19 protein-coding genes are annotated in these 17419 nt (G+C 49.9%); 9 read left to right on the plus strand and 10 right to left on the minus strand.

Annotation, left to right across the window (positions count from 1 at the left end; genetic code table 11):
• Window positions 1-68 precede the first annotated feature (68 nt).
• The 4 genes from slyD to kefG form a co-directional block, all read right to left on the minus strand.
• Entirely contained in the window at window positions 69-653 is a 585-nt protein-coding gene (slyD, locus tag IG609_RS18170) for a peptidylprolyl isomerase (RefSeq protein ID WP_102116837.1), read from the minus strand.
• Window positions 654-773: 120 nt separating this feature from the next.
• Window positions 774-968, minus strand: coding sequence for a YheV family putative zinc ribbon protein (locus tag IG609_RS18175; RefSeq protein WP_102116838.1), 195 nt, complete (start codon window positions 966-968; stop codon window positions 774-776).
• Between the two features lie 190 nt (window positions 969-1158).
• Entirely contained in the window at window positions 1159-2970 is a 1812-nt protein-coding gene (gene kefB, locus IG609_RS18180; protein WP_193398021.1) for a glutathione-regulated potassium-efflux system protein KefB, read from the minus strand.
• A gap of 1 nt (window position 2971) precedes the next feature.
• Window positions 2972-3523 (minus strand): glutathione-regulated potassium-efflux system ancillary protein KefG, encoded by a 552-nt coding sequence (gene kefG / locus IG609_RS18185; RefSeq protein WP_193398067.1) that lies wholly within the window; start codon window positions 3521-3523, stop codon window positions 2972-2974.
• 125 nt (window positions 3524-3648) lie between these two features.
• Here kefG and IG609_RS18190 point away from each other — a divergent pair, with 125 nt between their 5' ends.
• Window positions 3649-5562, plus strand: coding sequence for an ABC transporter ATP-binding protein (locus IG609_RS18190; RefSeq protein ID WP_193398022.1), 1914 nt, complete (start codon window positions 3649-3651; stop codon window positions 5560-5562).
• 61 nt (window positions 5563-5623) lie between these two features.
• Here the strand turns inward: IG609_RS18190 and IG609_RS18195 are convergent, their stop codons facing one another.
• Window positions 5624-6226: a LysE family translocator gene (locus IG609_RS18195; protein ID WP_039529833.1), complete on the minus strand. Its 603-nt coding sequence runs from the start codon at window positions 6224-6226 to the stop codon at window positions 5624-5626.
• A gap of 106 nt (window positions 6227-6332) precedes the next feature.
• Between IG609_RS18195 and IG609_RS18200 the strand changes: the two genes are divergently transcribed.
• From IG609_RS18200 to IG609_RS18210, 3 genes are all read left to right on the plus strand, one after another.
• Window positions 6333-7388 carry a hydrolase gene (locus IG609_RS18200; RefSeq protein WP_193398023.1) on the plus strand — a complete coding sequence of 352 codons (1056 nt, stop codon included), beginning with the start codon at window positions 6333-6335 and terminating at the stop codon, window positions 7386-7388.
• The gene (locus IG609_RS18205; RefSeq protein ID WP_193398024.1) at window positions 7385-7621 is read left to right on the plus strand and encodes a YheU family protein; all 237 of its coding nucleotides are present in this window, start codon (window positions 7385-7387) and stop codon (window positions 7619-7621) included. The genes IG609_RS18200 and IG609_RS18205 overlap by 4 nt, the downstream gene beginning before the upstream one ends.
• 124 nt (window positions 7622-7745) lie before the next feature.
• Entirely contained in the window at window positions 7746-8615 is an 870-nt protein-coding gene (locus IG609_RS18210; RefSeq protein ID WP_193398025.1) for a phosphoribulokinase, read from the plus strand.
• A gap of 112 nt (window positions 8616-8727) precedes the next feature.
• Here the strand turns inward: IG609_RS18210 and IG609_RS18215 are convergent, their stop codons facing one another.
• Window positions 8728-9135 carry an OsmC family protein gene (locus IG609_RS18215; RefSeq protein ID WP_014916835.1) on the minus strand — a complete coding sequence of 136 codons (408 nt, stop codon included), beginning with the start codon at window positions 9133-9135 and terminating at the stop codon, window positions 8728-8730.
• A gap of 375 nt (window positions 9136-9510) precedes the next feature.
• On the opposite strand from IG609_RS18215, the gene crp reads away from it, so the two are divergent.
• Complete coding sequence (gene crp / locus IG609_RS18220; protein WP_004090925.1) at window positions 9511-10143, plus strand: cAMP-activated global transcriptional regulator CRP; 633 nt, start codon at window positions 9511-9513, stop codon at window positions 10141-10143.
• Between the two features lie 157 nt (window positions 10144-10300).
• On the opposite strand, the gene argD is transcribed toward crp, so the two are convergent.
• Together argD and IG609_RS18230 are read right to left on the minus strand one after the other, a co-directional pair.
• Complete coding sequence (gene argD, locus IG609_RS18225; RefSeq protein ID WP_193398026.1) at window positions 10301-11527, minus strand: bifunctional acetylornithine/succinyldiaminopimelate transaminase; 1227 nt, start codon at window positions 11525-11527, stop codon at window positions 10301-10303.
• 119 nt (window positions 11528-11646) lie between these two features.
• Entirely contained in the window at window positions 11647-12222 is a 576-nt protein-coding gene (locus IG609_RS18230) for an aminodeoxychorismate synthase component II (protein WP_193398027.1), read from the minus strand.
• A gap of 602 nt (window positions 12223-12824) precedes the next feature.
• On the opposite strand from IG609_RS18230, the gene IG609_RS18235 reads away from it, so the two are divergent.
• The 4 genes from IG609_RS18235 (at window position 12825) to IG609_RS18250 (ending at window position 15689) form a co-directional block, all read left to right on the plus strand.
• Window positions 12825-13184, plus strand: a complete 360-nt coding sequence (locus tag IG609_RS18235) for a type II toxin-antitoxin system RelE/ParE family toxin (RefSeq protein ID WP_193398028.1) — start codon at window positions 12825-12827, stop codon at window positions 13182-13184.
• Window positions 13168-13491, plus strand: coding sequence for a helix-turn-helix domain-containing protein (locus IG609_RS18240; RefSeq protein WP_094102059.1), 324 nt, complete (start codon window positions 13168-13170; stop codon window positions 13489-13491). The genes IG609_RS18235 and IG609_RS18240 overlap by 17 nt, the downstream gene beginning before the upstream one ends.
• 208 nt (window positions 13492-13699) lie before the next feature.
• The gene (locus IG609_RS18245; protein WP_193398029.1) at window positions 13700-14938 is read left to right on the plus strand and encodes an AAA family ATPase; all 1239 of its coding nucleotides are present in this window, start codon (window positions 13700-13702) and stop codon (window positions 14936-14938) included.
• 64 nt (window positions 14939-15002) lie between these two features.
• Entirely contained in the window at window positions 15003-15689 is a 687-nt protein-coding gene (locus IG609_RS18250; RefSeq protein ID WP_226374107.1) for a retron system putative HNH endonuclease, read from the plus strand.
• Between the two features lie 255 nt (window positions 15690-15944).
• On the opposite strand, the gene IG609_RS18255 is transcribed toward IG609_RS18250, so the two are convergent.
• Window positions 15945-16490: a tyrosine-type recombinase/integrase gene (locus tag IG609_RS18255; RefSeq protein WP_250127227.1), complete on the minus strand. Its 546-nt coding sequence runs from the start codon at window positions 16488-16490 to the stop codon at window positions 15945-15947.
• A 335-nt stretch (window positions 16491-16825) separates the two neighbouring features.
• Window positions 16826-16996: a hypothetical protein gene (locus IG609_RS18260; RefSeq protein ID WP_226374105.1), complete on the minus strand. Its 171-nt coding sequence runs from the start codon at window positions 16994-16996 to the stop codon at window positions 16826-16828.
• Between the last annotated feature and the right edge of the window lie 423 nt (window positions 16997-17419).

Consider the following 17419-nt stretch of genomic DNA (forward strand, 5'->3'; position numbering starts at 1 on the left):
TAAATAAAAAAACCTCAGGCGATCTTCATCAACCTGAGGTTTCTTTTATGCGTATGCGCTACGACTCATTAGTGGCAGCCGCATCCACCGTTGCCGCCGCAGCCGCCTTTACCGTGCTGGTGACCGTGGTCGTGATCATGGCCGTGACCGCCACAGCAGCCGTCACCATGGTCATGTTCATGATCGTGCTCACCGTGAACGTGACCGTGCGCCAGCTCTTCTTCCGTCGCTTCGCGGATAGCCACAACTTCAACGTTGAAGCTCAGGTTTTGGCCTGCCAGCATGTGGTTGCCGTCGACAACAACATGGTCGTCTTCAACTTCGGTGATTTCAACTGGCACTGGACCCTGATCGGTCTCAGCCAGGAAACGCATGCCAACCTGCAGCTCGTCAACGCCCATAAAGACATCTTTCGGTACGCGCTGAACCAGATTCTCATCATAGTTGCCGTAAGCGTCGTTTGAACCGATGTTCACATCAAACTTCTCACCTGCCTCACGGCCTTCCAACGCGTTTTCCAGACCAGAAATCAGGGAACCGTGACCATGCAGATAGTCCAACGGCGCGCTCACCGGAGACTCATCAACCAACACACCGTCTTCTGTACGTACCTGATAGGCCAGGCTGACCACCAGATCTTTTGCTACTTTCATGATATCTCCTACCGTTGGAAATCAAACTGGCGCAAATTGTAGCTGAAAAATATCCCTATGTACCGTCTGGAATCAAAAAACGTAAACGGTTGGTGACAATGCCACCACGACACTCATCCCTCATTCTGGCCGGAAGATCCCGATAATCTCGTTAGCCTGTGGGACGGATGCCGTCGTGGGCTCATCTGCCTGACTTTGGCGATATCCGCACTTCACACACACCACAACCTCGACATCATCCTCTCGTCCAACTGCCAGCGTGTCCTGCGCCTGACACGTCGGGCACACCGCCCCTGCAATAAAACGTTTACGCATGATAACTCCCATTCATCTCCGCCCTAAAATCTAGAACCTGGAATCTAGAACCTATTCTACTAGGCGTTATTGGCGCAGACAGTTTGGACTCGGACAGCGCGCAGAAACCGGAGCGTACACGTAGTACGTGAGGATTTCGAGCACTGCCCAGGTTCAAAATGGCAAGTAAAATAGCCTAGAGAATAGGTTCTTACTCGTCGTCCTCATCCCACACACTCGGCCGACGGCGCTCGCGCAGCATTTCCCGCTGGAAAATATCCTCTAGCTCACGGCGTGCCTCTTTCACACGGGAGATTTGTGCGACATCCCCCGTCAGTTGCGGCATCAATTCACGCAGCATGCGCATATCCAGACGGCGGAAATGCTGTTGCGCACGCATCGCCTGATGTGGGTGCATGCCGACCGTCACCAGCGTTTTCCGCCCTAGCTCCAGCGCGCTGGAAAAGGTTTCGCGCGAGAAATGTTTTACACCTGTCTGTAACAACTCATGGGCTTCAACACGCCCGCGTGCCCGCGCCAGAATCTCCAGATTTGGAAAGTGTTGCTGACAGAGATGCACAATCTCCATCGTATCTTCTGGTGCATTACAGGTGATCACGATTGAGCGCGCTTTATCCGCCCCCGCCGAGCGCAGTAGTTCCAGCTCCGTGGCATCGCCATAATAAACCTTATAACCATAGCTTCGCATCAGGCTCACGGCACTGATATCGCGTTCCAGAACGGTAATCCGCATTTTGTTCGCCATTAATAAGCGACCAATCACCTGTCCGAAACGCCCGAAGCCCACCACGATCACCTGCGGTTCGTCATCCTCGACATACGGTTTCTCATCCGGCACATCCTGCACGTTATAGCGACGCACCAGAATGCGGTCGATCAACTGCATCAGCAGCGGCGTCGTCATCATTGATAGCGTCACCGTCACCAGCAACAGCGGCAGTTGCTCACCTTTCAATACGTTGAATGAAGCCGCAGCGGAAAACAGGACGAAAGCGAACTCGCCGCCCTGACTCAGAACCCCGGCAAACTGCAAGCGCTCGGAGCGGCGCATACGATTAATCCGCGCAAGGACATACAGTACGGCCGCTTTCACCGCCACCAGCACCAATACCGCAACCATAATCTTCACGATGTGGGTGTAGAGGATCCCGAGATTCAGCGCCATTCCTACAGAGATAAAGAACAGGCCAAGCAGCAAACCTTTGAACGGCTCAATCGCGATTTCCAGTTCATGCCGATACTCACTTTCCGCCAGCAGAATACCGGCGATAAAGGTGCCTAACGCCATGGAAAGCCCTAATGCTTCCATAAACAGCGCAGAGCCGAGCACTAGCAACAACGCGGCGGCGGTGAACACCTCGCGCACGCCGGATGCTGCAATAAAACGGAACAAAGGACGCACCAGATAGCGGCCGCCGATTAACATCCCGAGAAACGCAGCGACTTTCAGACCAATCCGCTCCCAATCGCCAAAATCACCCTGCACACCAGCCAGAATCGGAATCAGTGCTAACGCAGGGATAACCGCCAAATCCTGAAACAGCAGAACAGAGAAACCTAATTGCCCCGATTCATTGCGGTTCATGCCCTTTTCGCGCATCAGTTGCAGCGCCATGGCCGTTGACGACATCGCCAACCCCACGCCACCAATCAGCGCGGACTGCCACGAGAAATCCGTCAGATACAGGGCGCCGCCTAAAATCAACGCACTCAGTCCGACCTGAGCCGCCCCAACGCCAAAGATCGAGCGGCGCAGCGTCCAGAGCTTGGACGGATTCAGTTCCAGACCAATGATAAACATCAGGAAAACGACACCCAGCTCCGAGAAATGCAGGATGGCTTCCACATCACGGATAAAGCCAAGCCCCCAAGGGCCAATGGCGATCCCAGCGATCAAATAGCCCAATACGGCACCAATCCCTAATCGGGCAGCGATCGGTACGGCGACTACCGCCACAAACAAAAATAAGACGCTGGCGGTCAGTAGCGCAGAACTTTCCATACTAGCGCTCCTCTTCAGGTAAAGGGGAGGATAGCCATTCACCGTAAGCTCTGGCTTGACTCGATAACACATCGGGCTGTAAACGACGTGCCCAGTAAACAATCATGGGGCGCATCCAATGCATACGGCACAGGGCGGCCGTCAGCTCAAACGGGCGGAGCAAATCATCCATGGGATAGCGATTGTTACCATCAGCATGATAGGCATCTTCCGGTTCACCGGTTGTAATCACCGAGCGCCAGTATTTCCCCGCCAGCACATTCCCGCCGATCCCATTCGCGAATCCGCGAGATAACACCCTATCGAGCCACTCTTTCAGCAGCGCCGGACAGCTATAGGTGTAAAACGGATGTTGGAAAACAATGACCTGATGCTCACGCAGCAGCTGTTGTTCGTGATGAATATCGATAAAAAAATCAGGATAGAGTGCGTAAAGATCGTGCACAGTTACATGTGCCAACTGCTGCGCCGGTTGCAATAAGACCCTGTTTGCTACCGAGTCCTGTGGTTCCGGATGGGCATACAGCAGCAAAATCTTCGGTGGCTGCGACATCATTCCCCTCCAAAGCGTCGTCATAATAATCGTTTTCCGTTACCATGCAGCGCAACGACTAAAAACGGGACACCGCGTGTCCTGATATGTCCATAATTTAACATACTCTGAACATACGGCGCTTTATGATTGTTTTCTCTTCGCTGCAAATTCGACGTGGTGTACGCGTTCTGATCGACAACGCGACAGCAACGGTTAATCCTGGCCAGAAAGTCGGTCTGGTTGGCAAAAACGGCTGTGGTAAATCTACGCTGCTGTCATTACTGAAAGGTGAAATCAGCGCCGACGGCGGCACCGCAACCTTCCCGCAAAACTGGTCACTGGCCTGGGTTAATCAGGAAACGCCGGCGCTGGACAAGCCCGCGCTGGACTACGTGATTGACGGCGACCGCGAGTTTCGCCAACTGGAAGCTGCGTTGCAGACCGCCAACGAAGAGAACGACGGTAACGCGATTGCCACGCTGCACGGTAAGTTGGATGCGATTCAGGCTTGGACGATTCAGGCCAGAGCATCAAGCCTGCTCAATGGGCTAGGATTTTCTCAGTCACAGCTACAACAGCCCGTCAGCGCCTTTTCCGGCGGCTGGCGGATGCGTCTGAATCTGGCACAGGCGTTAATCTGCCGTTCAGATCTGCTATTGCTGGATGAACCTACCAACCACCTCGATCTGGATGCCGTTATCTGGCTGGAAAAGTGGTTGAAAAACTACGCGGGTACCTTGGTACTAATCTCGCACGACCGCGATTTCCTCGATCCGGTGGTGACCAAGATTCTGCACATCGAACAGCAGTCGCTCAACGAGTACACCGGTAACTACTCCTCGTTTGAACGCCAGCGCGCCACTCGTCTCGCACAGCAGCAATCGCTCTATGAGCATCAGCAGGAGCGCGTCGCGCATCTGCAACACTATATCGATCGCTTCCGCGCACAGGCGACCAAAGCCAAGCAGGCGCAAAGCCGGATAAAAATGCTGGAACGCATGGAGATGATTGCGCCGGCGCATGTCGACAACCCTTTCCGCTTCAGCTTTCGCGCTCCGGAATCGTTGCCCAATCCACTCATGAAGATGGAAAAGGTCAGCGCAGGCTACAACGACAAGCTGATTCTGGAATCCATCAAACTCAATTTAGTGCCAGGTTCCCGCATTGGGCTGCTCGGTCATAACGGCGCAGGCAAATCCACGCTAATCAAGCTGCTTGCTGGCACACTCGCCCCACTGAAAGGGGAAATTGGCTTGGCGAAAGGCGTGAAGCTCGGTTACTTCGCCCAGCATCAGTTAGAGTTTCTGCGTGCGGACGAATCGCCTTTGCAGCATCTGGTGCGTCTGGCAGAGCGGGAAACGGAACAGCAACTGCGCGACTACCTCGGCGGCTTCGGTTTTCAGGGCGACAAAGTCACCGAGATCACCGAGCGCTTTTCCGGCGGCGAAAAAGCCCGTCTGGTGCTGGCACTGATCGTCTGGCAGCGCCCGAACCTCCTGCTGCTCGACGAACCGACCAACCACCTCGATCTGGATATGCGTCAGGCGTTGACCGAAGCGTTAATCGATTTTGAAGGCGCGCTGGTTGTCGTCTCGCACGATCGACACTTGATCCGTTCTACTACGGACGATCTCTATCTGGTACACGACCAGAAAGTAGAACCGTTCGACGGCGATTTGGAAGACTACCAGCAGTGGCTGGTCGGCCTGCAACGTCAGGAAAATGCGGCCGATGAAACGCCAAAAGAAAATGCCGCCAACAGCGCGCAGGGCAGAAAAGATCAGAAACGCCGCGAAGCTGAGTTGAGGACGCAAACGCAGCCGCTGCGCAAACAGATAACCAAGCTTGAACAGCAAATGGAAAAGCTGGGGGAAGTGCTGGCGGCGCTTGAAGCCCGATTGGCGGACAGCGCCATCTATGACATCAGCCGCAAAGCCGAACTCACCGATTGCCTGCAACAACAAACCAAAGTCAAAATCGAGCTGGAAGAAACGGAGCTGTCCTGGCTGGACGCGCAGGAACAGCTAGAGCAGATGATGCAGAACGATTCGCTTTAAGATTTGTGTCCTGAAAGGTATAGCGAGCGGAAAACCGCTCGCTATACTCGTGAACGAAGCCTTAATGCCAAATCAGCAGCACGCAGGCGGCGGTCAGCAGTCCCATTGACACATTGAAGATAATCCACGCTTTCTTACTGCGCAGCAGCCGCCCAATCATCGTGCCGAACCCGAGCCAGATGACGCCGGACACCAGATTAACCAGCACAATCCCGATGCTTATGGCGATCACAGACTGGTTATAGCCTTCCCCCGCCAGACTAAAGCTGGCCACCGCGCCCAGCGCCATAAGCCACGCTTTCGGGTTCAGGAATTGCAGCAACCACCCTTGATAAAGCCGGATCGGCTGGGGCGGCGCAACGGACGTTTCCAGCCGTTCGTAAGCCGCCGTGGCAATTTTCCACGCCAGCCAGAGCAGATAGGCACTGCCGAGGACTTTCAGGATAAAATGCAGCGAAGGGTAAATCAGAATCAAACCACCGACACCGAATGCCACCAGCAGCAAAATACTCTGCATGCCCAGCATAATGCCGACCATCAGCCACAGTGAACGCATAAAGCCAAAATTCGCGCCCGAAGTGGTCAACAGCATATTGTTCGGCCCCGGCGTGATGGCCGCTACCCACAAAAAACCCAACATCGAAAGAAATAAACTCAGTTCCATTATTTGTGGGCGCTCCTGACCCAAATGTCGTACCAACTGGCAGCATTGAAGCTAACAGTGTGATATTGATCGTACAAGAGCCGACAACAAGATTTCTATATCCTTTATGTATGATCATTTTCGTCCGCTGAGCGGCGCGCATAATCCACATCTGCAAACGCTATTGCCGCGTCTGATCCGCCGTCATGCGCAATTCTCGCCAGTCTGGCAGCCGCTTGAATTGCCGGACGGCGATTTCGTCGATCTGGCCTGGAGCGAAGCCCATGAACAGGCACGGCACAAACCGCGCGTGGTGCTGTTCCACGGGCTAGAGGGCAGCTTTCATAGCCCCTATGCCCACGGCCTGCTGCATGCCTGTAAGCAGCGCGGCTGGCTGGCCGTCATCATGCATTTTCGTGGATGCAGCGGGAAACCCAACCGAATGAAGCGCATTTATCATTCCGGCGAAACCAGCGATGCCAGCTATTTCCTGCGTTGGATGCAAGAGACGCAGGGCAATGCGCCTACCGCCGCCATTGGCGTGTCTCTCGGCGGCAACATGCTGGCCTACCTGCTCGCGCAGCAAGGCGAATCCTGTTCCCTGTCCGCGGCCGTCATTGTTTCCGCGCCACTGATGCTCGAACCCTGTAGCCGTCGGATGGAACAGGGTTTCTCTCGCGTCTATCAACACTACCTGCTGCGCCTGTTGAAACAAAACGCCGGTCGCAAGCTGGCGGCTTATCCAGATACACTGCCGATTCAGTTGCCGCAGTTGAAGCGAATCCGCCAGTTGCGAGAGTTTGATGACGTCATTACCTCACGTATCCACGGCTTCCGCGATGCAGCCGACTACTATCGACGCTGTAGCGCTCTGCCACTGTTGCCTCAGATTCGTAAACCGCTTCTCATTATCCATGCGAAGGACGATCCCTTCATGACGTCGGAGGTGATTCCCGATCTGTCGCAGTTACCGTCTAATATTGAGTATCAACTGACGGAACATGGTGGGCATGTCGGCTTCGTCGGAGGAACGTTGCTGAAACCGGAAATGTGGCTGGAACAGCGCATTCCCAACTGGCTTAGCCCATTTTTGGACCAAGCCAGCGACTCTTTTTCTTCAGGCACCGTTTTTACTCAGGCACCCTTTGAATCAGGAATTTTTTATTCAGGAGAGATCGCGTGATTATTCCCTGGCAACAGCTCGATCCAGAAACACTGGATAGCATCATCGAATCTTTCGTCCTGCGGGAAGGCACCGATTACGGCGAACAGGAGCGATCGCTGGCGCAGAAAGTGGAAGATATCCGCGGCCAACTCCAGTCTGGCAAGGTGGTGTTGGTGTGGTCTGAGTTACATGAAACCCTCAATATCATGCCCCGCAACCAGCTCAATGCTGGAGGACATGCCCCTTATTGAGCATGGCGAAAGTCGTGAAAGAACGCGTCAAACATGCTAACAATGATAATAATTACGTCTTTTTTGAGGATGCGCGCAGGCCTTCGGTCTATGCGAACCTCGCGATCACGGAGTCACGCGTCTTATGTCACATCAGCATCCGATTATTGCGGTTACCGGCTCCAGCGGAGCGGGAACCACAACAACCAGTCTGGCCTTCCGTAAGATTTTCCAGCAGTTTGATCTGCGTGCAGCCCAGTTGGAAGGCGATAGCTTTCACCGCTATACCCGCCCGGAAATGGATATGGCGATTCGTAAAGCGCGTGATTCAGGACGCCACATCAGCTATTTCGGCCCAGAAGCGAATGATTTCAGCCTGCTGGAACAGTCGTTTATCGAATATGGCCTGCACGGGCTCGGTCAGACGCGTAAATACCTTCATACCTATGATGAAGCCATTCCCTATAATCAGGTTCCCGGAACGTTCACGCCGTGGGAGCCAATGCCGGAACCCACGGACATCCTGTTCTATGAAGGATTGCACGGCGGCGTAGTCACCGAACAAAACGACGTGGCACAGCATGTCGATTTACTCGTCGGCGTGGTGCCGATCGTCAACCTGGAATGGATTCAAAAGCTGATTCGTGACGTTAATGAGCGCGGTCACTCGCGTGAAGCGGTGATGGATTCCGTCGTCCGCTCAATGGAAGACTACATCACCTATATCACGCCACAGTTCTCTCGCACACACATCAACTTCCAGCGTGTGCCTACCGTGGACACCTCCAACCCGTTCGCAGCCAAATCGATTCCGTCACTGGACGAAAGCTTCGTCGTGATTCATTTTCAGGGATTGGACAATATTGATTACCCCTATCTGCTCGCCATGTTGCAGGGTTCCTTTATTTCGCACATCAACACGCTGGTCGTTCCCGGCGGGAAGATGGGGCTGGCGATGGAATTGATCATGGCGCCGCTGGTGCAGCGGTTAATTGAAGGGAAAACTATCGAATAAGCATCGAGATACACGGGGCGGCCATAGGGGTGAGGCCTCCCTACCGGAACCTCCCCTGTGTTTCCCCTAATAACAGGCTTAAGTGACCAGAATGAGTGCCCAGAGAAAGGGATTATTCCAGCACTCTAATTTCGTGGCTGTGCGTCACCTCAACGGCTTTACCCAGCATCAGTGCTACAGAGCAGTATTTTTCCGCCGACAGTGCGACGGCTCGCTCGACAACTTTGTCGGTCAACCCTTTTCCCGTCACGATAAAATGCAGATTGATGTGGGTAAATAAACGCGGTGCGTCAGACCGACGCTCTGACGTTAATTTCACTTCACAATCCGCTACATCGTTGCGGCCTTTTTGCAGAATCGATACCACATCAATCGCGCTGCATCCGCCTACAGACATCAACACCATTTCCATCGGACTGGGCGCTTTATCACCGGAATTGCCGTCCATCAATATCTGATGCCCTGATGCAGATTCGCCCAAAAACGTTAAGCCTTCAACCCATTTCACCCGTGCCTGCATGATGCCTCTCCACTAAAAATTTTTTGAAAATTTATACCGTTACTGTACAAAAACCAGCGTTAATCAGCGCTTTGTCATGCTGAAGCGAGACAACACAAGACACGTCCTTCAAGCTGTGTTAAAACGAAAACAGAATAGACCTTTTCTGGACAAACCCAGAAACGAAGAAGATGATGGCCTGGCCAGACATACCCCAGCCACGTTTACGGTGCGGCAAGGCAGCAACCGGAAAATAAAGGGTACAGTGGTTTCAGTATATTCCCTGACGTCATTCTGCCTAGACTGAATTTTATTTTTTTAGCAGTAAAACACGCCGTACAGGGAACTCTGACCCCTGTAATTTGCGCAGTGAATTACAACAGAGGATGATAGCGAATGGTTCTCGGCAAACCGCAAACAGACCCAACTCTCGAATGGTTCCTTTCCCATTGTCATATTCACAAGTATCCATCGAAGAGCACGCTGATTCACCAAGGTGAAAAAGCAGAAACGCTTTACTACATCGTGAAAGGCTCTGTCGCAGTGCTAATCAAAGATGAAGAAGGCAAGGAAATGATTCTCTCCTACCTCAATCAGGGCGATTTTATCGGCGAGCTCGGCCTGTTTGAAGAAGGTCAGGAACGCAGCGCATGGGTTCGGGCAAAAACCGCCTGTGAAGTGGCCGAAATTTCCTATAAAAAATTCCGCCAGCTCATCCAGGTTAACCCGGATATCCTCATGCGCCTGTCTGCACAAATGGCAAGCAGACTTCAGGTTACCTCTGAGAAGGTCGGCAACCTCGCCTTCCTTGATGTGACCGGCCGTATTGCCCAAACCCTACTCAACCTGGCCAAACAACCTGATGCCATGACGCATCCAGATGGCATGCAAATAAAAATTACCCGTCAGGAAATTGGGCAAATCGTTGGCTGCTCGCGTGAAACCGTGGGCCGCATTCTGAAAATGTTAGAAGACCAGAATCTGATCTCTGCACACGGTAAAACGATTGTCGTTTACGGCACTCGCTAAGCCCCTGTCGCTGTACCCTACCAATAAAAAAGCGTGAAGCCTCGGCCTCACGCTTTTTTTATGGCGAGCTTCCTGCTCGCCACCCTACGGGTCGTTGCTAACGCAACGTTGAAAAACGTTCCCTACGTTTTTTATGGCTGATCTTTTGAGAGCATAATCAGTCTGCTGCGTTAACGACCTGCGCGACGGCTTTAGCAAATTTTGCCATCCCCTGCGCAATATCCTCTTCATCAATGATCAAAGATGGCACAAAGCGGATTACGTTCGGCCCAGCCATCAGCACCATAAGCCCCTGAGCCGTTGCCGCCGCCAGAAACTCGCCCGCACGACCGTGCCATTGCGGTTTCAGTTCAGCCCCCAGTAACAGCCCCATACCGCGGATCTGTTTGAATACATCGTACTGCTGATTGATTTTCTCAAGCTCGCTGACAAAGCGATCGTGGCGATCCGCTACACCTGACAGCACTTCTGGCGTATTGATAATATCCAGCGCGGCTTCCGCTACCGCACAGGCCAGCGGGTTGCCGCCATAGGTGGTGCCGTGCACCCCAACCGTCATGGCCGATGCGATCTCTTCCGTCGTCAGCATCGCGCTAATTGGGAAACCACCACCCAATGCTTTAGCCGTTGTGAGAATATCCGGCGTAATGCCGTAGTGCATGTAGCTAAATAGTTTGCCAGTACGCCCCATTCCGCTCTGCACTTCATCAAACACCAGCAGCGCCTTGTGCTGATCGCACAGCTCGCGAACGCCTTGTAAAAATTCAGGCGTAGCAGGCGTAATCCCCCCTTCACCCTGAACCGGCTCAAGCACGACTGCACAGGTGTGATCGTCCATCACCGCTTTAACCGCAGCCAGATCGTTGAAGGGAACATGAACAATATCGGCAGGCTTCGGCCCGAAACCATCGGCATATTTAGGCTGTCCGCCGACTGAGACGGTGAACAGCGTCCGACCATGGAATGCATTGTAGAAGGCGATGATCTTGGTTTTATACGGACTATGGCGTTTAACCGCATAGTGACGCGCCAGCTTGAAGGCAGCTTCATTGGCCTCAGCACCGGAGTTAACAAAAAACACACGGTCGGCAAAAGTCGCATCAATCAATTTGCTGGCGAGGCGCAACGCAGGCTCATTAGTGAAAATATTGCTGGTATGCCACAGCTTTTCACCCTGCTGCTGCAACGCGTTCACCAATGCAGGATGACAGTGACCCAGCGCCGTAACCGCAATACCGCCGGAGAAATCGATATACTCGCGGCCGTCCTGATCCCAGACGCGACTCCCTTTACCTTTCACGGGTACAAACTTCGCGGGTGCATAAACTGGCAAAATCACTTTATCGTGAGTATCCCGTGTCACTGCTTTCTGCTCTGCTGCCATTTGCTGCCTCACTCTGCTGTCCATCATATCGGAATGAAAATATAGTCACTAAATATGCATAAAAAATCAATTTCAGGCAATATTAAATCGGCTACTGAGGAGAATAACTTTCTATATAGCTAAATTTTAAGGAAATTATCCAAAAGCTGATGCCCTTGTTGGCTAAGAATGCTCTCTGGGTGAAACTGCACCCCTTCCAGCGGCAATGCGCGATGGCGAATCCCCATAATCTCATCACGCGTTCCTTCATGTTCGCTCCAAGCCGTAACTTCAAAGCAATCGGGTAGCGAGGCGGAATCAATAATGAGTGAATGGTAGCGGGTGACCGTCAACGGCTGAGCCAGCCCCGTAAAAACCCCCGTATCGCTGTGCGCAATTGCTGAGGTTTTACCGTGCATCACCTGTCGTGCCCTCACCACCCGAGCGCCGAACGCCTGCCCCATCGCCTGATGACCAAGACACACGCCCAAAATAGGCAATTTATCGGCAAAGTGACGAATAGCCGCCAGTGAAATACCCGCCTCATCTGGCGTGCAGGGGCCGGGAGAAATCACCAATCGCTCAGGCGCAAGCTGTTCAATCTCACGCAGCGTCAGTTCATCATTACGCTTCACCACGACTTGGGCGCCAAGCTCACAAAAGTATTGGTAAAGGTTGTAGGTAAAGGAATCGTAGTTATCGATAATTAGCAGCATATTTTACTTAAGTTATTTATAAATAATGAATTTATAATTTAAACACCCTTTTGATACCCGCTGTAATACCCACAATTTTTTTCAATACCTTCTTATTTGGGCTAAAACGGAAAAACCATTGTACCCGTCTCCGGCATGAAAGGGGTGTGTCAGATGCATGACACAGCAGTTGAGGTGCATGTCTCAGGCAATAATGGGATCTTCGGCTGCAGTATGGAAGCCGTTCTCTGACTGGGTATAGTAAGCCCACGGCAATGTTGGGCTTGAAGTAAAGTAGTCAAAACGAACCTTCATCACCACGCTCGCAACGACGTTCAAACTACCCGGTGATATCTGCTTTCAAAGGCTGGCAGATTTACCACACGCAACTGAGCGTGTTTTTCCTTGCAGGCTACGGAAGTGTTTGTGGTCGCCCGAAGGCATTTCTCACAGGTCACTCGTATCATCCCGATACTGGAAACATTGGTGGCTGTCATCGACAGCAGGGTTTGACGGTCAAAAATACTACAAATTTTTTGCAGATTCCAAGCACTTTGACTCTGCATAAAAAGCGAGTAATCTAGCACCAAGTGCTATAGTTAAGGTTACAGGATGTCGGCCTGATGCGTGTATTCAAAACCAAATGGTTTACTAAGGCAGCTAAATCCCACGCAATCAAGGATAGCGAGTTATATGAAGCTATTGAGGCGGTGATACAAGGGAAAGCTGACGATCTTGGCGGCGGCGTTTATAAGAAGCGGCTGAACCAGAATCGTGATCGCGCGATCATACTGGCGAAAGGTGGACAGCACTGGTTTTACACGTTCCTGTATGCCAAGCAGGATATGGCGAATATCGATAATCGTGAACTGGCCGGATTCCGCGAGTTGGCGAAGCACTACGCAACCCTTGCCGATGAAAAGATTACGGCACTGATTAAGAGTAAAGAACTGGTGGAGATTTGCCATGACTGCAAAAAGTAAATTCAAGAGTCCTGCATTTGAGGCTATCCACAGCGCGGCTTCTGGATTATTCAGTGTCGACGCTATTCCACAGGAAACCATGCGCAACTTTGACAAAGCGTGTCTCAACAGCGTGGACGATCTTCAACCCCTTGAGATTAAGGCACTGCGTGAAAAGCTGAACGTCAGCCAGCCAGTTTTCGCCAGCTACCTAAACACCAGTGTTTCGACGGTACAGAAATGGGAAAGTGGCGTAAAACGCCCTAGCGGGTTATCGCTGAAACTGCTCACCGTGGTGCAGAAGCATGGGTTGAAGGTACTGGTTTGATTTATCGGACTGGTTATTTTGGGAGATAGATTGATGGTCAGTTATGTGCCAGGAGCGGAAGTTATTACGGTGGTTTGTCTCAGTCAATTGGGAGCAGGTCACCCGGACGCTTTATAATTTAGTATAAAATGGCCAGAGAGATCTTCAGATACGCAACACATATTTCTTTCATTTACATTTTTTTCTGACATCTATTAAGGAACCAAGGATGCCTATAGAACGACTACACGTTAAAAACTTAAAACAATTCCCGGAAGTTAACGTTAAATTTAATGACAGATTCAACTTTATTACGGGCCCCAATGGTTGTGGCAAAACATCTCTTCTCTCTGCCATTGCACACTGTCTTGCTTGGAATGGTGAATATTCAAGACACCAAGATGACAGTGAGTACTGGATAGATGTAATTGAAAATGATGCAAGATTCAGACTCGGTTTCGGTCAGATTTTTTTAAGAGATAAAAATTACAGGAATAATCATATAAAGGGATTTGTGGCCCCTCCCACCGAAGAAGGGAGGCAGTCATTTGATATATATAATGCTAATACCGCGTATAAATTCCCTCCACTAGTCATCGGTGCACAGAGAAAAATAAACTATAAATCGATTAACGGAGTGACCAAAGAAAAAGACAGCCAAGAGAGCAAGAGTATATATTGTGTTAATGCGTTACATTTCCTGTACAACAACTTCTCACGCGACGTAAAACAATGGCTCATTAACCGTTACTTTATAATCGATAAACCTTGGGCAAAAGAAGAAAAAGATAATTGGGATCATTTAATTCAATCATTACCAGTAATTGGGCCATTCAACAGTGAGTTCCGATATATTGAAACAGGGCGTGATCTCGAACCTGTATTTTCAATCTATGATAAACAATGTTTCCTCGAGGAGCTATCATCAGGGTTTCAAGCCGTTTTATATATTATAATTTCCATATTTGAATGGATTGAGGCATGCTTACCAGTAGGCGAACGAAATGTAAAAACAGCATATGGGACGGTACTTATTGATGAATTGGACAACCATCTTCACCCTGAGTGGCAACTGACAGTAAGAGATGGGATTGCGGCAATATTCCCTAATATACAGTTCATTGTAACAACTCACTCGCCACATCTCTTGGCCTCGGCGAAAGAAAATGAAATCATCTTGCTTCCACCATCATATATTGATGAAACATATGAATTCCAGCCTTCGGAGAAAGCATATTCAGGTTGGAGTACAGACTTAATTCTGACTGAGCTAATGGGAGTAAGAAGTCTTGATAATAAAGATTACGAAAAACTGGTAAAGAATTGCTATGAAAACATCAAGGAAAATAACCTTGATGATCTTAAAGAAAACTATGCCCGTCTTGAATCCATCAGTCATCCGGGGGATGCCGTATTAATTATACTGAAAACCCGTATTGCAGGTATGGAGGCGAAGGCGAATGATTAAACTAACCCGACCACCTGAACCACAGGTTTTATGTGATAACAGTGTAACCTGGACGAGGGATATTATGGCTTTGGTAAATAAATATGGTGTGTACAAAAAAATACCCAAAGCAGAAAAGGATGCAGCATTAAAGTTCTATCGTCACGATGATATAAGGAACGCACTGAAAGAAAGCTCATTCCAGAAATGTGCCTTCTGTGAAGGAAAACCTGCCGAAACCGGTTTTGCTGAGGTTGAACATTTTCATCCAAAATCGCTCTACACGAATAAAGCCTTCGAATGGACAAACCTCCTTTACAGCTGCAAAGCATGCAATAACAAGAAACTCAATCATGATACACAGAGAGAACCAATCATAAATCCTTACGACCTTGATCCCAGCGATTGCTTTACCTATAACGATATCATGATCGAGGCTAAAGCAGGAGCCAACCACGATATTGCTGAAAAGACCATTGCAGTGTGCGGGCTGTCAGATAAGAGACTTTTTTCTCCAAGAGGCGCTATTTTAGTAAATTTTCGCATTTTCGAGACTGACATCCGTGAAGCTCTGGATGAATTTAATCTGGCTAGCACTTCCGAAAACAAGCAAAGGCGGGCAGGGAATATAAGTGACGCTCTGCGTACGATTGAAGAACTGGTGCAGCCCAGCGCAAAATGCTCAAACTTTTGTTCCCACCTACTGGCTAATTCGGAGGTTTATCAGGAAGCCAAGCAACGACTGCTGGAATATACTAGCGAAAGCTTGTGAGCATCTCTAGACGTTGCCGGGAGCAGAACTAGAAGCGGAAAGACACGTACTTTCCGCTTTCTGGTAGCAAACGAAAAATAAAGTAAGACGGTAGAGACAAAATGAATAGCAACGGCTTTCGTAGCCATTTTTCATTGTAGGTAGATAAGCCCTAACGTCCGCTCTGGGCAAAGCGGACGTAGCGCATAGTGTAGTGCTTCTAGAAAAGCTCTCATGTAGTGGCAAATTTTTGTCGCCCACGTCAAGCCAATAAAATTATTTACAACACAAATTACCAATAAAATCCGCCCACATCTGCATCATCTTCCGTCGCTCATCCAGATACTCCGCACGGTTGTAACTTGCCCGTACCTTTTTACGCTCAGTATGAGCAAGCTGACGTTCGATCACATCCGGGCGGTAGCCCATTTCATTTAAAATAGTTGATGCGGTAGCGCGAAAACCGTGCGCAGAAAAACCGATGCTGTCCTTGCCATTAAATCCCATACGCTCAAGCGCATGGTTAAGAGTGGTCGCCGTCATACAATCCTGTGGATTCCGATAATTTGGAAACAGCCACCCACGTCCGCCAGTGTATATCTGTAGTTCTCGTAGCAGCACTATCGCCTGCGTTGATAACGGGACAATATGCTCTTCTCGCATCTTCATTCTTCCAGCAGGGATTCGCCACTCGGCACCATCCAGATCAAATTCATTCCATTCCGCTTTGCGAAGCTCCACGGTTCTGACAAACGTCAGTAACATCAATTCTAAGGCAATCACCGTGGTTCGATAGCCACCATAACGATTTAATGTCTGCATGAAATCCGTAATTTCAGTGCGAGACAGAGGTTTATGATGTTCAACTTTAGGCTGGCGTAACGAAATATCGCAAATGACCATTGCCTGAGCAGCAAAGCAACCGTCCCCGCCCTTCAATATGTTAGAAGGATGACACGACGTTGACGTTAGCTGCATCCAGAGGCGAGTGGATGATAGGAGACAGAGATTCCGAATGAAATTGGAGAACAATGACGAATCTCTGGTTTGGTTTGATTAAGCGACAAGCACGATCGTTACACGTCATCCGGTATACAAGGCTAACGATGACTGAAACCCGATAATGCACTTCATTTTCCATTAGAAAAACCTAACCGTTATGCCTCACTCACATCCTTATTCACGTAAACCGTGAAGCAGTCTGGTTTTAAATCGGGATGATCAATCGAAATATCATTTATCACTTTACCGGTTAAGGTATAAATTAAGTGCTCGGCAACATGCAGGCACTTTTCATACTCTTCCTGAGGTAATTCAGTTTTCAGCACCACTAATTCTGCTTTGATTTTTTCGATAAGAATGATTGATTTATCAATTAAACTTGCTGCAATTTTTTATCTGAAATGAACATATTACGCTCCTGGTGATGTGTTTGAAAATGGCTTCCCTGTATTCCAATCACGCTACCTCTCACACATTTAACAGTCAATAAAAACCAATTTTGTCAACAAAAAATATGTGGCGAAAATATTTATGCAGATAAACGGTTGCAACACATGGCCAGCTTCCCTGTTTTTAGCGATCCATAACAGTGAGCGGCAATCTTCAACGGCACAACGCCTCTGCAAACAGAGGAAAATCGGGGCTATGTGTTTACACGATGTCAGAACATAAAGTTAGCACGATAATAATCATATAGATCATAAATAATTTATTTCCGTAACAACCATCTTTATTAATAGGCCTTATTT

The sequence above is a fragment of the Pectobacterium quasiaquaticum genome (genome assembly GCF_014946775.2).
GTDB lineage: Bacteria > Pseudomonadota > Gammaproteobacteria > Enterobacterales > Enterobacteriaceae > Pectobacterium > Pectobacterium aquaticum.